Raw genomic sequence first — 14,701 nt, 5'->3', positions numbered from 1 at the left:
CATCGGCATGCGGGCGGGCCGCCAGGGACCGGCTACCAGGCGGCGCCGGCCTTCGCCGCGTGCTGCTCGGAGGGCAGCAGGACCCACAGGGCTATGTAGAGCACGAACTGCGGGCCGGGCAGCAGACACGAGAGCACGAAGATCACGCGCATCGTCGTCGTGGAGATGCCGAAGCGCCGTGCCAGCGCGGCACACACTCCGCCGATCATGCGGCCGTTGGTGGGGCGGGCAAGGGCGGTCATGGCGTCTCCTCGGTGAGTGCAGTGTCGGCTGCGGTGCGGGGACCGGCTTGTCCGGCCCCCTCATCTGTACTCAACGTTACGGACGCACAACGGGCGAAGCATCGCTCTACGGGGCGATCCCGACCCTGGGAATCGTCGGGGTCCTACCCTGAGTCGCGTCCTCCGTGCGGATGGCCGCCCGGCGCCTGCGGTCGCTCCTGCGACGGAGCCAGGACCGTACGGCGGGCACCACGGCGACATGCGCGAGGCCCACGCCGACGGTGTTCAGGAGCAGCGAGTCGACGTCCACGACCTGACCGGGCACGCCCGTCTGCAACAGCTCGATGCCGAGCGAGATCATGGCACCCGCGATGACCGTACGGACGAGCGAGGCGAGCGGCGAGACGTCGAGCCGTCCGCCCGCCATCGGCAGCAGCACACCCAGCGGAGCCAGCAGCGCGAGCCCCTGCGCGATGCGCCGGGCGGCCTCCAGCCAGCCGAGGGTCAGATCGGCGCGGATGCCCGCGAAGGGCTGCAGGTTGGGTGGCAGCTGCCACGGGATGTCGAGCGGACGCAGCGTGATCCAGGCGACGAGCGCGAGATGGGCGACGAGGAGGACACCTCCCGCCGCACGGATGCGATTCGCGGCACTTTCGCCGCCCGAGCGTTGACGCTGCACGCCCCCCAAGACGCGAGGGTCGGCACGATCGGTTCCGGGTTGCCCCATTGCAGGGGGGTGAGTCGTGTGCCACACGAAGCGCTCCGCTGCAAGCGCCGTGACAGACAGTCGGCCGGGTGCGCGTTCGTCGTGGCTTGTCGCGCAGTCCCCGCGCCCCTCAAGGGGGCGCGGTGCGCGCCCCCTTGCCATACGGGAAGTGTCGTGACAGGTAGTCCGTCGGCTGCGGCGCCGATGTGGCTTGTCGCGCAGTTCCCCGCGCCCCTGGAGGGGCGCGGTGCGCGCTCAGCCGCCGTCCACCCCCGACGACGGCGGCACCTGTGCCCCGGGCCGGGAGCGGACCTCAGGCGTGCACGAGTACCGCCGCAGCGGGCCGGCGGCCGGGCCGCCCAGGACGACGGAGCCGTCCCCCTCGGCGGCGGCGGAGTCGGAGAACGTGCAGACGATCTGGGCGAGGGCGTACGACGCGAGGTCCGCCGGAGGCGTGCTCAGCCGCAGGGTGTCCTCGGGGTCCCGCGGGCCCGGGCCGCTCACGCTCATCCCGCCGCGCACGTCCGTCGTGTACCCGGCCTCGGTCTCGCTCGCCCGAGGCGTCCTGGCCAGCTCGTCCAGCAGCCCCTGGGCCACCAGGACGCGCCGCTCCGCCTCCGCCGTACCGTCCGGGACGCGCACCGTGCGGTCGACGGTCACCAGCTGGGAGGCGCACAGCAGGAACACCTGGACCGGCACGCCCGCCGCCGTCTCCGGGGCGCCGCCCGACGCGGAGGGATTGGAGGCGTCGGAGAGGGAGCACGGGACGCGGGAGGGCGCCGGACCGAAGTCCGTGGGGACCTCGGTGGCCCGGATCCCGCACCCGGCCAGCAGCACCGCGAGCAGCGGCACGGCCAGTGGTACGGCCAGCCAGGGCCGTGCGCCACGTACGCCATGTACGCCGTGTGAGTCAGGTATGCCGTGTACGTCTTTCGCGCCCCCTGCAGGCCGCACGTTCCGTAGCCTCCGTACGTTCGTCACGCGCTCTCCCCGTCGACGTTCGCGCCGTTCGGCTCGGCCGGGGTCTCCGTCAGGGCCGACGGGTCCCTGGGCAGCCGCAGGGTGAACACCGCGCCGCCCTTCGGGGAGTTCGCGGCGGTGATCTCGCCGCCGTGGATGTGGGCGTTCTCCAGGGCGATGGACAGGCCCAGGCCGCTGCCCTCGGAGCGGGGGCGGGAGGCGCTCGCCTTGTAGAAGCGGTCGAAGACGTGCGGCAGCACGTCCTCGGGGATGCCCGGACCGTGGTCCTGCACCTCGATCAGCAGATCGGCGTCATCGTCTGACGCGCGCACCGACACCCGTACCGGCGAACCGCCGTGCTTGAGGGCGTTGCCGATGAGGTTGGCCAGGATGACGTCCAGGCGGCGCGGGTCGAGCAGGGACATGATGCCGCGCTCGGCGTCCAGGTCGACGGCGTCCAGCCAGGCGCGGGCGTCGATGCAGGCGGTGATCTGGTCGGCGATGTCGACGTTGTCCAGGACCAGCCGGGCGGTGCCCGCGTCGAAGCGGGTGACCTCCATCAGGTTCTCCACCAGCGAGTTGAGCCGCCGGGTCTCGCTGACCACCAGCTTCACCGCCGGTTCGATCATCGGGTCGATGCTGCCGGTCTCCGCGTCCAGCTCCTCTTCCAGGATCTCCGTCACGGCGGTGATCGCGGTGAGCGGCGTACGCAGCTCGTGGGACATGTCCGCCACGAACCGCCGCGAGGCCTCGTCGCGGGCGCTCATGTCGGCAACCCGTGTCTCCAGCGCCTCCGCCGTGTGGTTGAACGTCCGGGCGAGGTCGGCCAGTTCGTCCGTGCCCGACACCCGCAACCGGGTGTCCAGCTTCCCCTCGCCGAGCCGCCGGGCCGCGATGCCGAGACGCTGCACCGGCTTCAGTACGGTCGTGGCGGCGGCCTGCGCGAGCAGCGCCGAGCCGATCAGAGCGAGGCCGGTGGCGATGCCCAGCGACCAGGCGAGCGAGTTGAGGTCCTTCTCCTCGGGCTCCAGCGACTTCAGCATGTAGCCGGCCGGACCGCCGCCGATCACCTTCGTGCCCGCGACCAGGTACGGCTTGTCGCCGTCGATGATCCGCTGCCAGTACAGGTGGTACGGGGACTTGTTGTTCGAGGTGATCGACTGCTCCTTGCCGACCGCCGTACGCAGCGACTTGGGCACGTCGGCCAGCGAGAAGGTGTCCAGCGCCCCGGAGTTGCCGACGACCGTCCGCCCGCTCCCGTCCTCGGCGACCAGCAGCACACTGAACCGCTGACTGCTGGCGGCCATCTGGCCCGCCGTGTGCTGGAGTTCGTCCTGCGTGGGACTGGTTGGGAGTACCCCGGCGCGGTTCTGCATCTCCTGCTGGAAGTCGCGCAGCACCGCGTCCTGCGTACGGGTGAGCACGGCCTCGCGGTTGAGCCAGTACGCGATCCCGGACGCCGACACGGCCGCCGTCAGCGCGACCAGGCCGAAGACCACGACAAGTCGCAGCCGCAGGCTGGTGAAGCGCAGCCCGGAAAGTATCGCCCTGCGCGCCGCGGCCCAGCCACGGAGCTTGTCCTGCGGTTTCGTCACTGAGGCGAGTCCAGCCGGTAGCCGACCCCGCGGACGGTACGGATCAACGTCGGCGACGACGGCACGTCCTCGACCTTGGCGCGCAGCCGCTGGACACACGCGTCCACCAGCCGTGAGTCGCCCAGGTAGTCGTGCTCCCACACCAGACGCAGCAACTGCTGCCGGGACAGCGCCTGACCGGGCCGCCGGCTCAGCTCGAGCAGCAGCCGCAGCTCGGTGGGCGTCAGCTGCAGGTCCTCGCCGTTCTTCGTCACCGTCATCGCGGAGCGGTCGATGACCAGCGAACCGTAGGTCGCCGAGTCGTTCGACTCCCGCTCCCCGCGCCGCAGCACGGCCCGGATACGGGCGTCGAGCACCCGGCCCTGCACGGGTTTCACGACATAGTCGTCGGCGCCGGACTCCAGCCCGACGACCACGTCGATGTCGTCGCTGCGCGCGGTGAGGAGAATGATCGGCAGCTGGTCCGTGCGCCGGATGCGGCGGCACACCTCGAAACCGTCGATACCGGGCAGCATCACATCCAGGACGATCAGATCCGGCCGCTGCTCACGCAACAGCTTCAGACCGTCCTCACCGGTGGCAGCGGTGGCAACCCGATGTCCCTGGCGCGTCAAAGACAGCTCCAGGGCCGTACGGATGGCGTCGTCGTCCTCGATCAGCAACAGGGAAGGCACGGATGCATTCTGGCCCATGGCCGGGCCGGGCTGCGACTGTCAGGGGCTTGTCGGGTGTTTTCGGGGTGTCGGAGCGCCCTACCGCGCCTTTCTGTGACCCTCCTGTGTTGTTCGGCGCGCTGTTCCTGAGAATGAGCCCTGTTGCACGCCTGTGACAGTCGGCGGACACCCTCATGAAGTGGCTTGGGCAAGCTTCTCGGCACAGGCAAGGGAGCACCGAGAACCCGAGCCGCACACGGGGAAGTCCACGACGGGGGGCGCGAGATGAGCACGCTGCACAGCACAAGCGCGAACGCAGTGATCACGCGTCTGCACGACGTCACCCGGACCACCGAGAAGTCCGGTGCCGTAAACGGGCGGGGGTGCGTTCGCGGCACCGGGCGTCAGCACACCACGTACATGTCGGTGGTTGACGCGCACACGGGGGGAAGCACCAGCGGTACCACGGGGGTTACGGGGGCCGCGTACAGGGAGTCCACGGGGGAGCGCTGTTCGCTGTCGGAGGCGGAGTTCACCGCCTACGTCCAGGAGCGTCGTGCCTCCCTGTACGCAACCGCCTACCACCTCACCGGTGACCGCTTCGAGGCCGAGGACCTGCTCCAGAGCGCGCTGTTCTCGACGTACCGGGCCTGGGACCGGATCAGCGACAAGGCGGCGGTCGGGGGCTACCTGCGCCGCACCATGACGAATCTGCACATCAGCGCGTGGCGTCGCCGCAAGCTGAACGAGTACCCGACCGAGGAGCTGCCGGAGACGGCCGGCGACACGGACGCGATGCGCGGCACGGAGCTGCGCGCGGTCCTGTGGCAGGCGCTCGCCCGGCTCCCCGAACTCCAGCGGACGATGCTGGTCCTTCGTTACTACGAGGGCCGCACCGACCCGGAGATCGCGGAGATCCTCGACATCAGTGTCGGCACGGTGAAGTCCAGCATCTGGCGGTCGCTCCGCCGGATGCGTGAGGACGAGGTCCTCAGCTTCGGCCGTGACGAGGAGGAATCCTTCGGGGAGCTTGTGGCCTGAGGGTGTGGGGGAAAACCGCTCAACGGGGGAGCGGTGAACGGGGGAAGGTGCGGGGGAGCACCACCAAGGGGGGAACCACCGGGGCCGGGGGGCCTCGGGGGTGGCACACGGGGGAAGCACAAAAAGAGCGGGACTGGAGGGCCGGGGGGTCCATCCAGTCCCGCTTTTCGTGTGCGTGTGCGTGTACGGGGGTTCAGGCCGCCGTGCTCGGCTGTACGCGGCGTCCCGCAGCAGCGTCGGCCAGTCTGCCCATCGCCTCGTCCCGGTCGCACGCGTGGGCTCCCAGGACCGTCTGGCGGGCCACGATGGAACGCTCGGCGCGCATCAGGCGCCAGCCGCGGCGCAGCAGGAACGGCACCGACTTGCGGCCCTCGCGCAGATCCCGCAGGAAACGCCGGCGGAACGTCCTGACCGGTCCCCGGCTCAGACAGAGCGCGTCCGCGAGGACGCCCTCCTCCCGGCAGCGCCCGACGATCTCGGCGGCGAAGATGCCCTCCGCGATGAACAACGGGGTCCGGCCGATGTCGACGCGCTCCTCGCCCGTGCGGGCGCTGCGCGAGATGTCGTACACGGGCACGTTTGTACGACCCGTGCGGCACAGCTCGGTGATCGCGGTGACCGCCGTGTCCGCGTCCCACGACTCCGGGTGGTCCCAGTCGATGTCGGTGCTTCCCAGGACCTGCGGCAGCGTCGGGTCGACGCCCTCCTTGTAGAAGTCGTCGAGCCGCAGGACCGGGAGACCGGAACGGGCCGCGAGGAGGGACTTGCCGGAGCCGGAAGGGCCGCAGAGCAGCACGACTCGCGTGGGTATGGGCGGGTGGGAGGTCACGAGACACCAGTGTGGGGCATCGGGCGCCCCCCTGCCGACCCTGCGGGTCGGCTTTGAAAGGTGCGTCACATCTCAACTACCGTTCCTGGGGACTGAGCGGAAGCGAGTCCGTTTCAGCCGCGCGCCCCGAACGGTCTTGGGCGTACTGGTCCCCGGCATACTCGACCCCGGGTGGCGACACGCATCCTGTGCGTGGTCCGTGCCCGGGAGGCCAGTTCCCTCGCGACCTGGTCAATTGGGTACGGCCAGAGGCGACGGAGAGGCCCTGAACCATCCACTGGTGGAGCAGGGGCCCCGCACGCTGACGCCGCACCCGGTGTCCCAGGTCGCACGACCACGCTAACCCGAACGGCCCAGGGCGTCGCAAGCCTGGCAGTCGTCCGTCACACGATCGAGCTAGTTCAGCCTCGCTCTCCTTGGCGGGCAGCTACTACCCTTCGTGTCGATCCGATTACCCGGCGCATCAGAAGGCGGCCACCAGTCATGGCACGACACTCGTCCCTCCAGAACCCGACCGCCCAGCGCGCCCTGATCGCCCTCGCGGCCACCGGCGCGGCCCTGGGGGCGGGCGCCGCGACGGCCTCCGCCGCCGAGGGAGGCCCCGCGGTGGACGTCATCCGGATGACCCCCACCACCTCGCTGGGCCAGATCGACCCGCAGAGCGGGCTCGCGGCGCTCACCGGCACGGTCGGCTATGTCACGGGCCCGGTCGCGGGCCTCAAGCCCAACCCCCTCGCCGGTACGGGTGTCGACCCGCTCGACAACGGTGTGGGCACCCAGCTCGCCGACTTCCAGCCGGTTGCTTCGCAGATGGTGACCGGGCCTGTTGCGCAGGCGCAGTCGATCGGGCGCATTCCGGTGCTGGGGGAGGCCTTGGGGGTCCTGGGCGGTTGAGGTGCGGGGAGGGGGCGGGGAGCTGCTGACCGGTGCCGGGTGCTAGTACGTCGTGGCTGGTCGCGCAGTTCCCCGCGCCCCTACCAGGCGGCCTGCGGCCGGCCTGGTACTGACCTAGTAGGCGGAGCCCGACGCGCCCAGTGAGCCCGTCGGGTGCCAGACCGTCTTCGTCTCCAGGAAGGCCGTCATACGTTCGGTGCCCGGGGTGGCGAACCACTGTGCGTTGTCCACAGTCTGTGGACGCAGGACCCGCTTGAGGTTGTCGGCCGCCGCGACCTCCAGCTCCTTCGCGAGGCCGTCGTCGCCGGCCGCGCCCGCCAGGTCGATCGCGTTGACGTCCTGGTGCGCTGCCAGGGACGGGCTGATCTCCGCCGTACGGCCGGAGAGGATGTTCACGACTCCGCCGGGGACGTCCGAGGTGGCCAGTACCTCGCCCAGGGAGAGCGCGGGGAGCGGTGACCTCTCGCTGGCGATCACGATCGCCGTGTTGCCGGTGGCGATCACCGGGGCGAGCACCGACACCAGGCCCAGGAACGACGACTCCTGGGGAGCGAGGACGACGACCACACCGGTCGGCTCGGGGGAGGAGAGGTTGAAGTACGGTCCCGCGACCGGGTTTCCGCCTCCGACGACCTGGGCGATCTTGTCGGTCCAGCCCGCGTACCAGACCCAGCGGTCGATCGCCGCGTCCACCTGGGCGGTGGCCTTCGGCTTCGACAGGCCCTCCGCCTCCGCGACCTCCCGGACGAACTGCTCCCGGCGGCCCTCCAGCATCTCGGCGACGCGGTAGAGGATCTGCCCCCGGTTGTACGCCGTGGCCCCGGCCCAGCCGCCGAACGCCTTGCGCGCGGCGACGACCGCGTCCCGGGCGTCCTTGCGGGAGGAAAGGGGCGCGTTCGCCAGCCAGTTGCCCTTCGCGTCGCTCACCTCGTACACCCGGCCGCTCTCGGAACGCGGGAACTTCCCGCCCACGTACAGCTTGTAGGTCTTGAAGACGGACAGTCGTGTGTCCACTCGGGGATCAGACATCGAGGTACGCCTCCAGGCCGTGGCGACCGCCCTCGCGGCCGAAGCCCGACTCCTTGTAGCCGCCGAACGGCGAGGTGGGGTCGAACTTGTTGAACGTGTTGGACCAGACGACACCGGCACGGAGCTTGTTGGCCACGGCGAGGATCCGCGACCCCTTCTCCGTCCAGATGCCCGCCGACAGGCCGTACTGGGTGTTGTTGGCCTTGGCGACGGCCTCGTCCGGGGTGCGGAAGGTGAGGACCGAGAGCACCGGGCCGAAGATCTCGTCACGGGCGATGGTGTGCGCCTGGGTGACGTTCGTGAAGAGCGTCGGGGCGAACCAGTAGCCGGAGGACGGGAGTTCACAGGCCGGCGACCAGCGCTCGGCGCCCTCAGCCTCGCCCGCCTCGACGAGCGAGGTGATCCGGGAGAGCTGCTCGGCGGAGTTGATCGCGCCGATGTCCGTGTTCTTGTCCAGCGGGTCGCCGAGGCGCAGCGTGGACAGCCGGCGCTTGAGCGAGTCGAGCAGCTCGTCCTGGATCGACTCCTGCACAAGGAGCCGGGAGCCCGCGCAGCAGACCTGGCCCTGGTTGAAGAAGATGCCGGTGACGATGCCCTCGACGGCCTGGTCGATCGGCGCGTCGTCGAAGACGATGTTGGCGCCCTTGCCGCCCAGTTCGAGGGTGACCTTCTTGCGGGTGCCGGCGACGGTGCGAGCGATCGCCTTGCCGACGGCCGTCGACCCGGTGAACGCGACCTTGTTGACGTCCGGGTGCGCGACGAGCGCGGCCCCCGTGTCGCCGTAGCCGGGAAGGATGTTGACGACGCCCTTGGGGAGACCTGCCTGGCGGCAGATGTCCGCGAAGAAGAGCGCGGAGAGGGGGGTCGTCTCGGCGGGCTTCAGGACGACCGTGTTGCCGGTCGCGAGGGCCGGGGCGATCTTCCACGCCAGCATCAGGAGCGGGAAGTTCCAGGGGATGACCTGGCCCGCGACACCCAGCGGCTTCGGGTTCGCGCCGAAGCCCGCGTGACCTAGCTTGTCGGCCCAGCCCGCGTAGTAGAAGAAGTGGGCCGCCACGAGGGGCAGGTCGGCGTCCCTCGTCTCCTTGATGGGCTTGCCGTTGTCCAGGGTCTCCAGGACGGCCAGCTCGCGGGAGCGCTCCTGGATGATGCGGGCGATACGGAACAGGTACTTCGCGCGCTCGGAGCCGGGCAGCGCCGACCACTTCTCGAAGGCCTTGCGGGCGGCCTTGACGGCACGCTCGACGTCCGCCTCGCCCGCCTGGGCGACCTCGGAGAGGACCTCCTCGGTGGAGGGGGAGACCGTCTTGAAGACCCTGCCGTCGGCGGCCTCCACGAACTCGCCGTCGATGAACAGGCCGTAGGAGGGTGCGATGTCGACGACCGAGCGGGACTCGGGCGCCGGGGCGTAGTCAAACAGGGGAGCCATGGTGATCAGTCCACCGTCACGTAGTCGGGACCGGAGTAGCGGCCGGTGGCCAGCTTCTGACGCTGCATCAGCAGGTCGTTCAGGAGCGAGGAGGCGCCGAAGCGGAACCAGTGGTTGTCGAGCCAGTCCTCGCCCGCGGTCTCGTTGACCAGGACCAGGAACTTCAGCGCGTCCTTGGTGGTGCGGATACCGCCGGCCGGCTTCACGCCCACCTGGATGCCGGTCTGGGCGCGGAAGTCGCGTACGGCCTCCAGCATCAGGAGGGTGTTCGCGGGCGTCGCGTTCACGGCGACCTTGCCGGTCGACGTCTTGATGAAGTCGGCCCCCGCGATCATGCCGAGCCAGGAGGCGCGCCGGATGTTGTCGTACGTCGACAGTTCGCCGGTCTCGAAGATGACCTTGAGTCGGGCGGACGCCCCGCAGGCCTCCTTCACTGCGACGATCTCCTCGTACACCTTCAGGTAGTTCCCCGCGAGGAAGGCGCCGCGGTCGATGACCATGTCGATCTCGTCCGCACCGGCGGCGACGGCGTCACGCACGTCGGCCAGCTTCACGCCGAGGGCGGCGCGGCCGGCGGGGAAGGCGGTGGCGACGGAGGCGACCTTGACGGTGGACCCGGCGACGGCCTCCTTCGCGACGGCCACCATGTCGGGGTAGACGCAGACCGCGGCCGTGGCGGGCGCCGTACGGTCGGTCGGGTCGGGACGGACCGCCTTGGCACCGAGCGACCGGACCTTGCCGGCGGTGTCGGCCCCTTCCAGCGTCGTCAGGTCGACCATCGAGATGGCGAGGTCGATGGCGTACGCCTTCGCGGTGGTCTTGATGGAACGCGTACCGAGAGAGGCGGCGCGCGCCTCCAGGCCGACCGCGTCGACGCCGGGCAGCCCGTGAAGGTAGCGGCGCAGCGTGCTGTCGGACGCGGTCACGTCCTTGAGCGGGAGTGCGGTTGATGCAGTGGTGGGCATGGTCACAAGCCGAGCATATCTACGCGCGTAGCGGCTGTACAGCCCCGGGAAATTGCCGTCGGGGGTGCTGTGGTGGAGCGCGGGGGTGACGGGGTGGGGTGGGCGCCGGTGTGTTTCGCCCCCGCCGCCCCTACCCGTCCCATCACCAGGGGCTCCGCCCCTTCGACTCCGCTGGGGCTGCGCCCCAGACCCCCTTCGGCCTGCACGGCCTCGTCCTCAAACGCCGGACGGGCTGAGAGGGCGAACGCCGGACAGGCACCGGCGGCAGGTCGTGTTCGAGGTGTCGGGCAGAATCGGGGGCATGACGACCCCGGACCACCCGTCGCCCGCGCAGGGCCCTACGCCACCCGTGTCTCCCGACCGGGTCTACCGGTCACCCTCCTCCCTCCTGGCCGGAGTGCTGCTGCTCGGGCTCGCGGGCTGGCTCGGCGGTGACGCGCTGTTCGCCGGCCACGGACGGACGCCGTGGCTGGCACTCGCCACGCTCCTCCTCGCCGTACCGCTGGTGATCGGCTTCACGCTGCGGCCCGCCGTGCTCGCCAACGACCACCGGCTGCGCGTGCGCAACCCGTTCCGGGTCATCGTGGTGCCCTGGGGTGCTGTCGCCGGGTTCCGGTCGGGCTTCTCCAACGAGGTCCTCGTCGAGTCCGGCGCCAAGTACCAGCTGTGGGCCGTCCCCGTCTCGCTGCGCGCCCGTAAGCGCGCCAACCGGGCCAAGATGCGCGAGGCCCGCGAGGCGGGCGGCGGCCGCGGACGGGTGTCCCTGGTGCCGCCCGGGCCCACCCGCGCCCAGAACGACCAGACCATGGACGACCTGGGCCAGCTCTGGGAGGCCCGCGAGAAGGCGCTCACCTCACAGGGTGAGGTCACCGTGAAATGGGCGTACGAGATCATGGCGCCCGCTGCCGCCGGTGCGGTTCTGCTGGCGATTCTGCTCGCGGTCGGCTGAGCCGCGTGGCCCTTCCCGACGAGTCGCTGCGGCTGCCCGCCGCCTCCATACCCGACGGCTGCCGGGACTGGACCACTTCCCTCGCGGCCGACTGGTCGGCCGCGCTGCCGCCGCGCTGGACCTTCCTCCGGGTGCGCCGGTCGGTCGCGGCGGGTCTCGCCACCCTGGTGCTGTGCGTGGGCGCCCTGGTGGCGATGGCCGGCGGCCTCTGGCCCTTCGTCGCGGCCGGGTTCGCGGTGTACGTGCTGTGGGTGCTCGCCCGGCCCGAGCTCGTGTGGGTCGGCGCCCCTCTGCTACTGCTCGCGCTGGCCGCGGAGGCATCCTCCATGCCGTGGGCGCTGACCGGCTTCGGCGTGGTCGTCGTGCTGGGTTCCTGGGCCGTCGTGGCGGTACGGCTGCGGGCGCGCGGTGAGCAGCTGGAACGTGCCGTGGCCGCCGCCGGGGGCATCGCCGTGCCCGTGCCGGGCGCCGGGGCCCCCGTACGGCGTGGGCGGCTGCTGTTCGGCCTGGGGTCGGTCGTGCTCGCGCTCGGCGTGCTGACCGGGAGCACCGCCGGCCTCTGGGGCTCGGCCGAGGACCAGGAGGGCGCCTGGGTCTTCACCGTCTTCCTGGCCGGCCTCGGGGCGACCGCGCTGACCTCGGGATGGCTCGGCCGGCAACGGGCGGGCGCGCTGCGCGGGGCTCCGGTGCCGGTGCTGCGCGTCCTCGTCCGGGACGACGCGCAGGGCAGTACGGAGGTGTACGCCGCCGACGATCTCTCCGCCGAGCGGCCCCTGTTCACCGTCGAGCTCAGCTCCTTCGACGAGGACGACGAGGACGACGAGGACGACGAGGTCGACGAGGTCGACGAGGTCGAGGGGTATGGGGGCGAGGACGGGGACGGTCCGGCCGGCGGGGACGGCGACGACGAGCTTCGGCGGGTGCTCCTCGGCCTCGACGACGACACCCTCGGACCGGTCCGGGAGGCCGTTGTCTACGGTGCTCCCTTCGACGGCGCCGAGATCCTCGTCGTCAGCGCCGACGAGGATCCCGAGCAGCCGCCGCTGACGGAGTGGTCGGCGGGACCGGTCCGGCCGCTGTCGCCGGACGCGGGTCGCAAGCGCGCCGCCCGGCATCGCGAACAGACTGCGGACAGTCTCCAACTAGAGCTACAGGGGCGGGAGTTGGCCGAGCAGCGGGCGACTGTCGGCCAGGTGCGGCGATGGCGGGCGGGGTGGCTGGACTGGCTGGCCACCGCGTTTCTCGTGCAGTGGGGTCTGTGGCTGGGCTGGGGCTTGTTCGACGAGCCCGGCCTCTCGATGTGGAACCTGGCGCTCATCACCCTGATCGGCCTGTACGGGGCGGTCCGCGTCCCCATGAAGCTCGCCTGGCGCGTCACCGCCGACCGGTCCGGCGTCTGGGTTCCCGGGCTGCGCGGCCCACGCCACGTCCCCTGGGACGACCTGCGTTTCGTACGCCGTCGCGCACTGGAGTTGAAGATCGACTGGCAGGGCGGCGACTGGACGGTCTCCGCACCCCGCTGGGGCCGGCTGCAGCGGCGCCGGGGGCTGACCCACCCGTACGACGCCCTGGCCGCAGAACTGACCGCCATGCGCCTCGACGCCGAGCTGCGGCCGACCGGCGAGAGCGGTGCCGCCGAACGGGGCCGGCCGCTCTGGCCGATGGCCGCGGTACTGGCGGTGGTGTGGGTGGCGGTGCTGGTGGCGGCGCGCTGAGGTGGAGCACCGGGCAGGCCGGAGCCCCGCCCGGTGGATCAGCCCGGTGCCGGTCGGCCGCGGCTCAGATGCCCGCCGCTGCGGAGAGGTCCCGCTTGATCGTTTCCAGCAGATCCGTCGCCTTCGCCCGGGCCGCCGGGAGATCAGCGTGCGTGGGCACCGGGAGGACGACCTCCAGGTAGCACTTCAGTTTGGGCTCCGTACCGCTGGGGCGGACGATGACGCGGGCGCCCTTGAGCGTGTAGCGCAGGCCGTCCGTGGGCGGGAGTGTCTCCGTGCCCTTGGTGAGGTCCTCGGCCTTCGTGATCGGCAGGCCGCCGAGGTGGGTCGGGGGCCGCTCGCGCAGCCGGCTCATGGCGTTCGCGATGACCGACAGGTCCTCGACGCGGACCGAGAGCTGGTCCGTGGCGTGCAGACCGTGGTCGACCGCGATGTCGTCGAGCAGGTCGAGGAGCGTACGGCCCTCGGCCTTCAGCTCGGACGCGAGTTCCGTCATGACGAGCGCGGCCGTGATGCCGTCCTTGTCTCGCACACCCTCGGGGTCCACGCAGTAGCCGAGGGCCTCCTCGTAGCCGTAGCGCAGACCCTCGACGCGGGCGATCCACTTGAAGCCGGTGAGGGTCTCCTCGTACGGCAGACCCGCCTTCCCGGCGATCCGGCCGAGGAGGGACGAGGAGACGATCGACTCGGCGAACGTGCCCCGGGCCCCGTGCCGGACCAGGTGGGTGGCGAGGAGCGCGCCGACCTCGTCGCCGCGCAGCATGCGCCAGCCGTCGGTGGTCGGTACGGCCGCCGCGCAGCGGTCCGCGTCCGGGTCGTTCGCGATGATCAGGTCCGGGTTCGTCTCGCGGGCCTTCGCGAAGGCGAGGTCCATCGCGCCGGGTTCTTCCGGGTTGGGGAAGGCGACGGTCGGGAAGTCCGGGTCGGGGTCGGCCTGTTCCGAGACGAGTACGGGTTCCGGGAAGCCGGCCCGGGCGAAGGCCGCGAGGAGGGTGTCCCGGCCGACGCCGTGCATCGCGGTGTAGACCGTACGAGCCGTACGGGGGGAGCCGGGGGTGAGGACGGCGTCCGTACGGGCCAGATAGGCGTTCAGGACCGCTTCGTCGAGGGTCTCCCAGCCGGATTCCGGGCGGGGTACGTCGGCGAGGGCACGTACGGCGTCGATCTCGGCGGCGATCTCGGCGTCGGCGGGCGGGACGATCTGGGAGCCGTCGCCCAGGTACACCTTGTAGCCGTTGTCGCGGGGCGGGTTGTGGCTGGCGGTGACCTCCACGCCCGCGACGGCACCGAGATGCCTTATGGCGAAGGCCAGCACGGGGGTGGGGAGGGGGCGGGGGAGCACGGCGGCCCTGAGGCCGGCGCCGGTCATCACGGCGGCGGTGTCCTGGGCGAAGTCCGCCGACTTGTGCCGGGCGTCGTAGCCGATGACGACGAGGCCGCCGGTCTGGCCCTTGGCCTTGAGGTACGCGGCGAGGCCGGCGGCGGCGCGGATGACGACCGAGCGGTTCATGCGCATGGGGCCGGCGCCGAGTTCGCCACGGAGACCCGCGGTGCCGAACTGGAGGGTGCCGGCGAAGCGGGTGGTGAGTTCGGGGAGGTCGTGGGCGTCGATGAGCTTGGCGAGTTCCTCACGGGTTTCGGCGTCGGGGTCCTCGGCCAGCCACGCCTTGGCCCGGGCGATGAGTTCGTCGTCGTGCACGTCGGGTGCCTCTCGT

General features: G+C 71.3%; 14 protein-coding genes. 4 read left to right on the top strand and 10 right to left on the bottom strand.

The features are described 5' to 3' along the window. Nucleotides 1–32 precede the first annotated feature (32 nt). From STRTUCAR8_RS46820 to afsQ1, 5 genes are all read right to left on the bottom strand, one after another. Complete coding sequence (locus STRTUCAR8_RS46820; RefSeq protein WP_006383556.1) at nt 33–242, bottom strand: PspC domain-containing protein; 210 nt, start codon at nt 240–242, stop codon at nt 33–35. Between the two features lie 106 nt (nt 243–348). Then, entirely contained in the window at nt 349–900 is a 552-nt protein-coding gene (locus STRTUCAR8_RS46815; protein WP_006383552.1) for a VanZ family protein, read from the bottom strand. A gap of 282 nt (nt 901–1,182) precedes the next feature. After that, a complete protein-coding gene (locus STRTUCAR8_RS46810) occupies nt 1,183–1,881 on the bottom strand; it encodes a hypothetical protein (RefSeq protein WP_006383550.1) in 699 nt (232 codons plus the stop codon). A gap of 23 nt (nt 1,882–1,904) precedes the next feature. Continuing rightward, nucleotides 1,905–3,482 carry a sensor histidine kinase gene (locus tag STRTUCAR8_RS46805; RefSeq protein ID WP_006383558.1) on the bottom strand — a complete coding sequence of 526 codons (1,578 nt, stop codon included), beginning with the start codon at nt 3,480–3,482 and terminating at the stop codon, nt 1,905–1,907. Continuing rightward, nucleotides 3,479–4,156 carry a two-component system response regulator AfsQ1 gene (afsQ1, locus tag STRTUCAR8_RS46800; protein WP_006383553.1) on the bottom strand — a complete coding sequence of 226 codons (678 nt, stop codon included), beginning with the start codon at nt 4,154–4,156 and terminating at the stop codon, nt 3,479–3,481. The genes STRTUCAR8_RS46805 and afsQ1 overlap by 4 nt, the downstream gene beginning before the upstream one ends. Nucleotides 4,157–4,420: 264 nt before the next feature. Here afsQ1 and STRTUCAR8_RS46795 point away from each other — a divergent pair, with 264 nt between their 5' ends. Then, nucleotides 4,421–5,176 (top strand): SigE family RNA polymerase sigma factor, encoded by a 756-nt coding sequence (locus tag STRTUCAR8_RS46795; RefSeq protein WP_044474093.1) that lies wholly within the window; start codon nt 4,421–4,423, stop codon nt 5,174–5,176. A 193-nt stretch (nt 5,177–5,369) separates the two neighbouring features. Here the strand turns inward: STRTUCAR8_RS46795 and STRTUCAR8_RS46790 are convergent, their stop codons facing one another. Continuing rightward, a complete protein-coding gene (locus tag STRTUCAR8_RS46790) occupies nt 5,370–6,074 on the bottom strand; it encodes a uridine kinase family protein (RefSeq protein WP_006383554.1) in 705 nt (234 codons plus the stop codon). Between the two features lie 414 nt (nt 6,075–6,488). Between STRTUCAR8_RS46790 and STRTUCAR8_RS46785 the strand changes: the two genes are divergently transcribed. Next, nucleotides 6,489–6,899 carry a hypothetical protein gene (locus STRTUCAR8_RS46785; RefSeq protein WP_006383551.1) on the top strand — a complete coding sequence of 137 codons (411 nt, stop codon included), beginning with the start codon at nt 6,489–6,491 and terminating at the stop codon, nt 6,897–6,899. A 114-nt stretch (nt 6,900–7,013) separates the two neighbouring features. On the opposite strand, the gene STRTUCAR8_RS46780 is transcribed toward STRTUCAR8_RS46785, so the two are convergent. The 3 genes from STRTUCAR8_RS46780 to deoC are packed head-to-tail and all read right to left on the bottom strand — an operon-like array spanning nt 7,014 to nt 10,322. Continuing rightward, on the bottom strand, nt 7,014–7,928 hold the full coding sequence (locus STRTUCAR8_RS46780) for an aldehyde dehydrogenase family protein (RefSeq protein ID WP_044474091.1): 915 nt from the start codon (nt 7,926–7,928) through the stop codon (nt 7,014–7,016). Continuing rightward, nucleotides 7,921–9,357, bottom strand: coding sequence for an aldehyde dehydrogenase family protein (locus tag STRTUCAR8_RS46775; protein WP_006383547.1), 1,437 nt, complete (start codon nt 9,355–9,357; stop codon nt 7,921–7,923). The genes STRTUCAR8_RS46780 and STRTUCAR8_RS46775 overlap by 8 nt, the downstream gene beginning before the upstream one ends. Nucleotides 9,358–9,362: 5 nt before the next feature. Further along, the gene (gene deoC / locus STRTUCAR8_RS46770; protein ID WP_044474095.1) at nt 9,363–10,322 is read right to left on the bottom strand and encodes a deoxyribose-phosphate aldolase; all 960 of its coding nucleotides are present in this window, start codon (nt 10,320–10,322) and stop codon (nt 9,363–9,365) included. Between the two features lie 301 nt (nt 10,323–10,623). Here deoC and STRTUCAR8_RS46765 point away from each other — a divergent pair, with 301 nt between their 5' ends. Continuing rightward, the gene (locus tag STRTUCAR8_RS46765; RefSeq protein WP_044474094.1) at nt 10,624–11,271 is read left to right on the top strand and encodes a PH domain-containing protein; all 648 of its coding nucleotides are present in this window, start codon (nt 10,624–10,626) and stop codon (nt 11,269–11,271) included. 5 nt (nt 11,272–11,276) lie between these two features. Continuing rightward, nucleotides 11,277–12,986 carry a hypothetical protein gene (locus STRTUCAR8_RS46760; protein WP_006383546.1) on the top strand — a complete coding sequence of 570 codons (1,710 nt, stop codon included), beginning with the start codon at nt 11,277–11,279 and terminating at the stop codon, nt 12,984–12,986. 64 nt (nt 12,987–13,050) lie between these two features. Here STRTUCAR8_RS46760 and STRTUCAR8_RS46755 read toward each other — a convergent pair whose 3' ends face one another. Further along, nucleotides 13,051–14,685 carry a phospho-sugar mutase gene (locus STRTUCAR8_RS46755; RefSeq protein WP_059072937.1) on the bottom strand — a complete coding sequence of 545 codons (1,635 nt, stop codon included), beginning with the start codon at nt 14,683–14,685 and terminating at the stop codon, nt 13,051–13,053. Nucleotides 14,686–14,701 lie beyond the last annotated feature (16 nt).

The sequence above is a fragment of the Streptomyces turgidiscabies Car8 genome (assembly GCF_000331005.1).
GTDB classification, from domain to species: domain Bacteria; phylum Actinomycetota; class Actinomycetes; order Streptomycetales; family Streptomycetaceae; genus Streptomyces; species Streptomyces turgidiscabies.
This window is presented reverse-complemented; position numbering and strand designations above follow the sequence as displayed.

What these genes read in the sequence shown, in the direction of transcription:
- STRTUCAR8_RS46820 (WP_006383556.1), bottom strand. Translation starts at nt 242, where the DNA reads ATGACCGCCCTTGCCCGCCCCACCAACGGCCGCATGATCGGCGGAGTG.
- STRTUCAR8_RS46795 (WP_044474093.1), top strand. Translation starts at nt 4,421, where the DNA reads ATGAGCACGCTGCACAGCACAAGCGCGAACGCAGTGATCACGCGTCTG.
- STRTUCAR8_RS46785 (WP_006383551.1), top strand. Translation starts at nt 6,489, where the DNA reads ATGGCACGACACTCGTCCCTCCAGAACCCGACCGCCCAGCGCGCCCTG.
- STRTUCAR8_RS46780 (WP_044474091.1), bottom strand. Translation starts at nt 7,928, where the DNA reads ATGTCTGATCCCCGAGTGGACACACGACTGTCCGTCTTCAAGACCTAC.
- STRTUCAR8_RS46775 (WP_006383547.1), bottom strand. Translation starts at nt 9,357, where the DNA reads ATGGCTCCCCTGTTTGACTACGCCCCGGCGCCCGAGTCCCGCTCGGTC.
- deoC (WP_044474095.1), bottom strand. Translation starts at nt 10,322, where the DNA reads ATGCCCACCACTGCATCAACCGCACTCCCGCTCAAGGACGTGACCGCG.
- STRTUCAR8_RS46765 (WP_044474094.1), top strand. Translation starts at nt 10,624, where the DNA reads ATGACGACCCCGGACCACCCGTCGCCCGCGCAGGGCCCTACGCCACCC.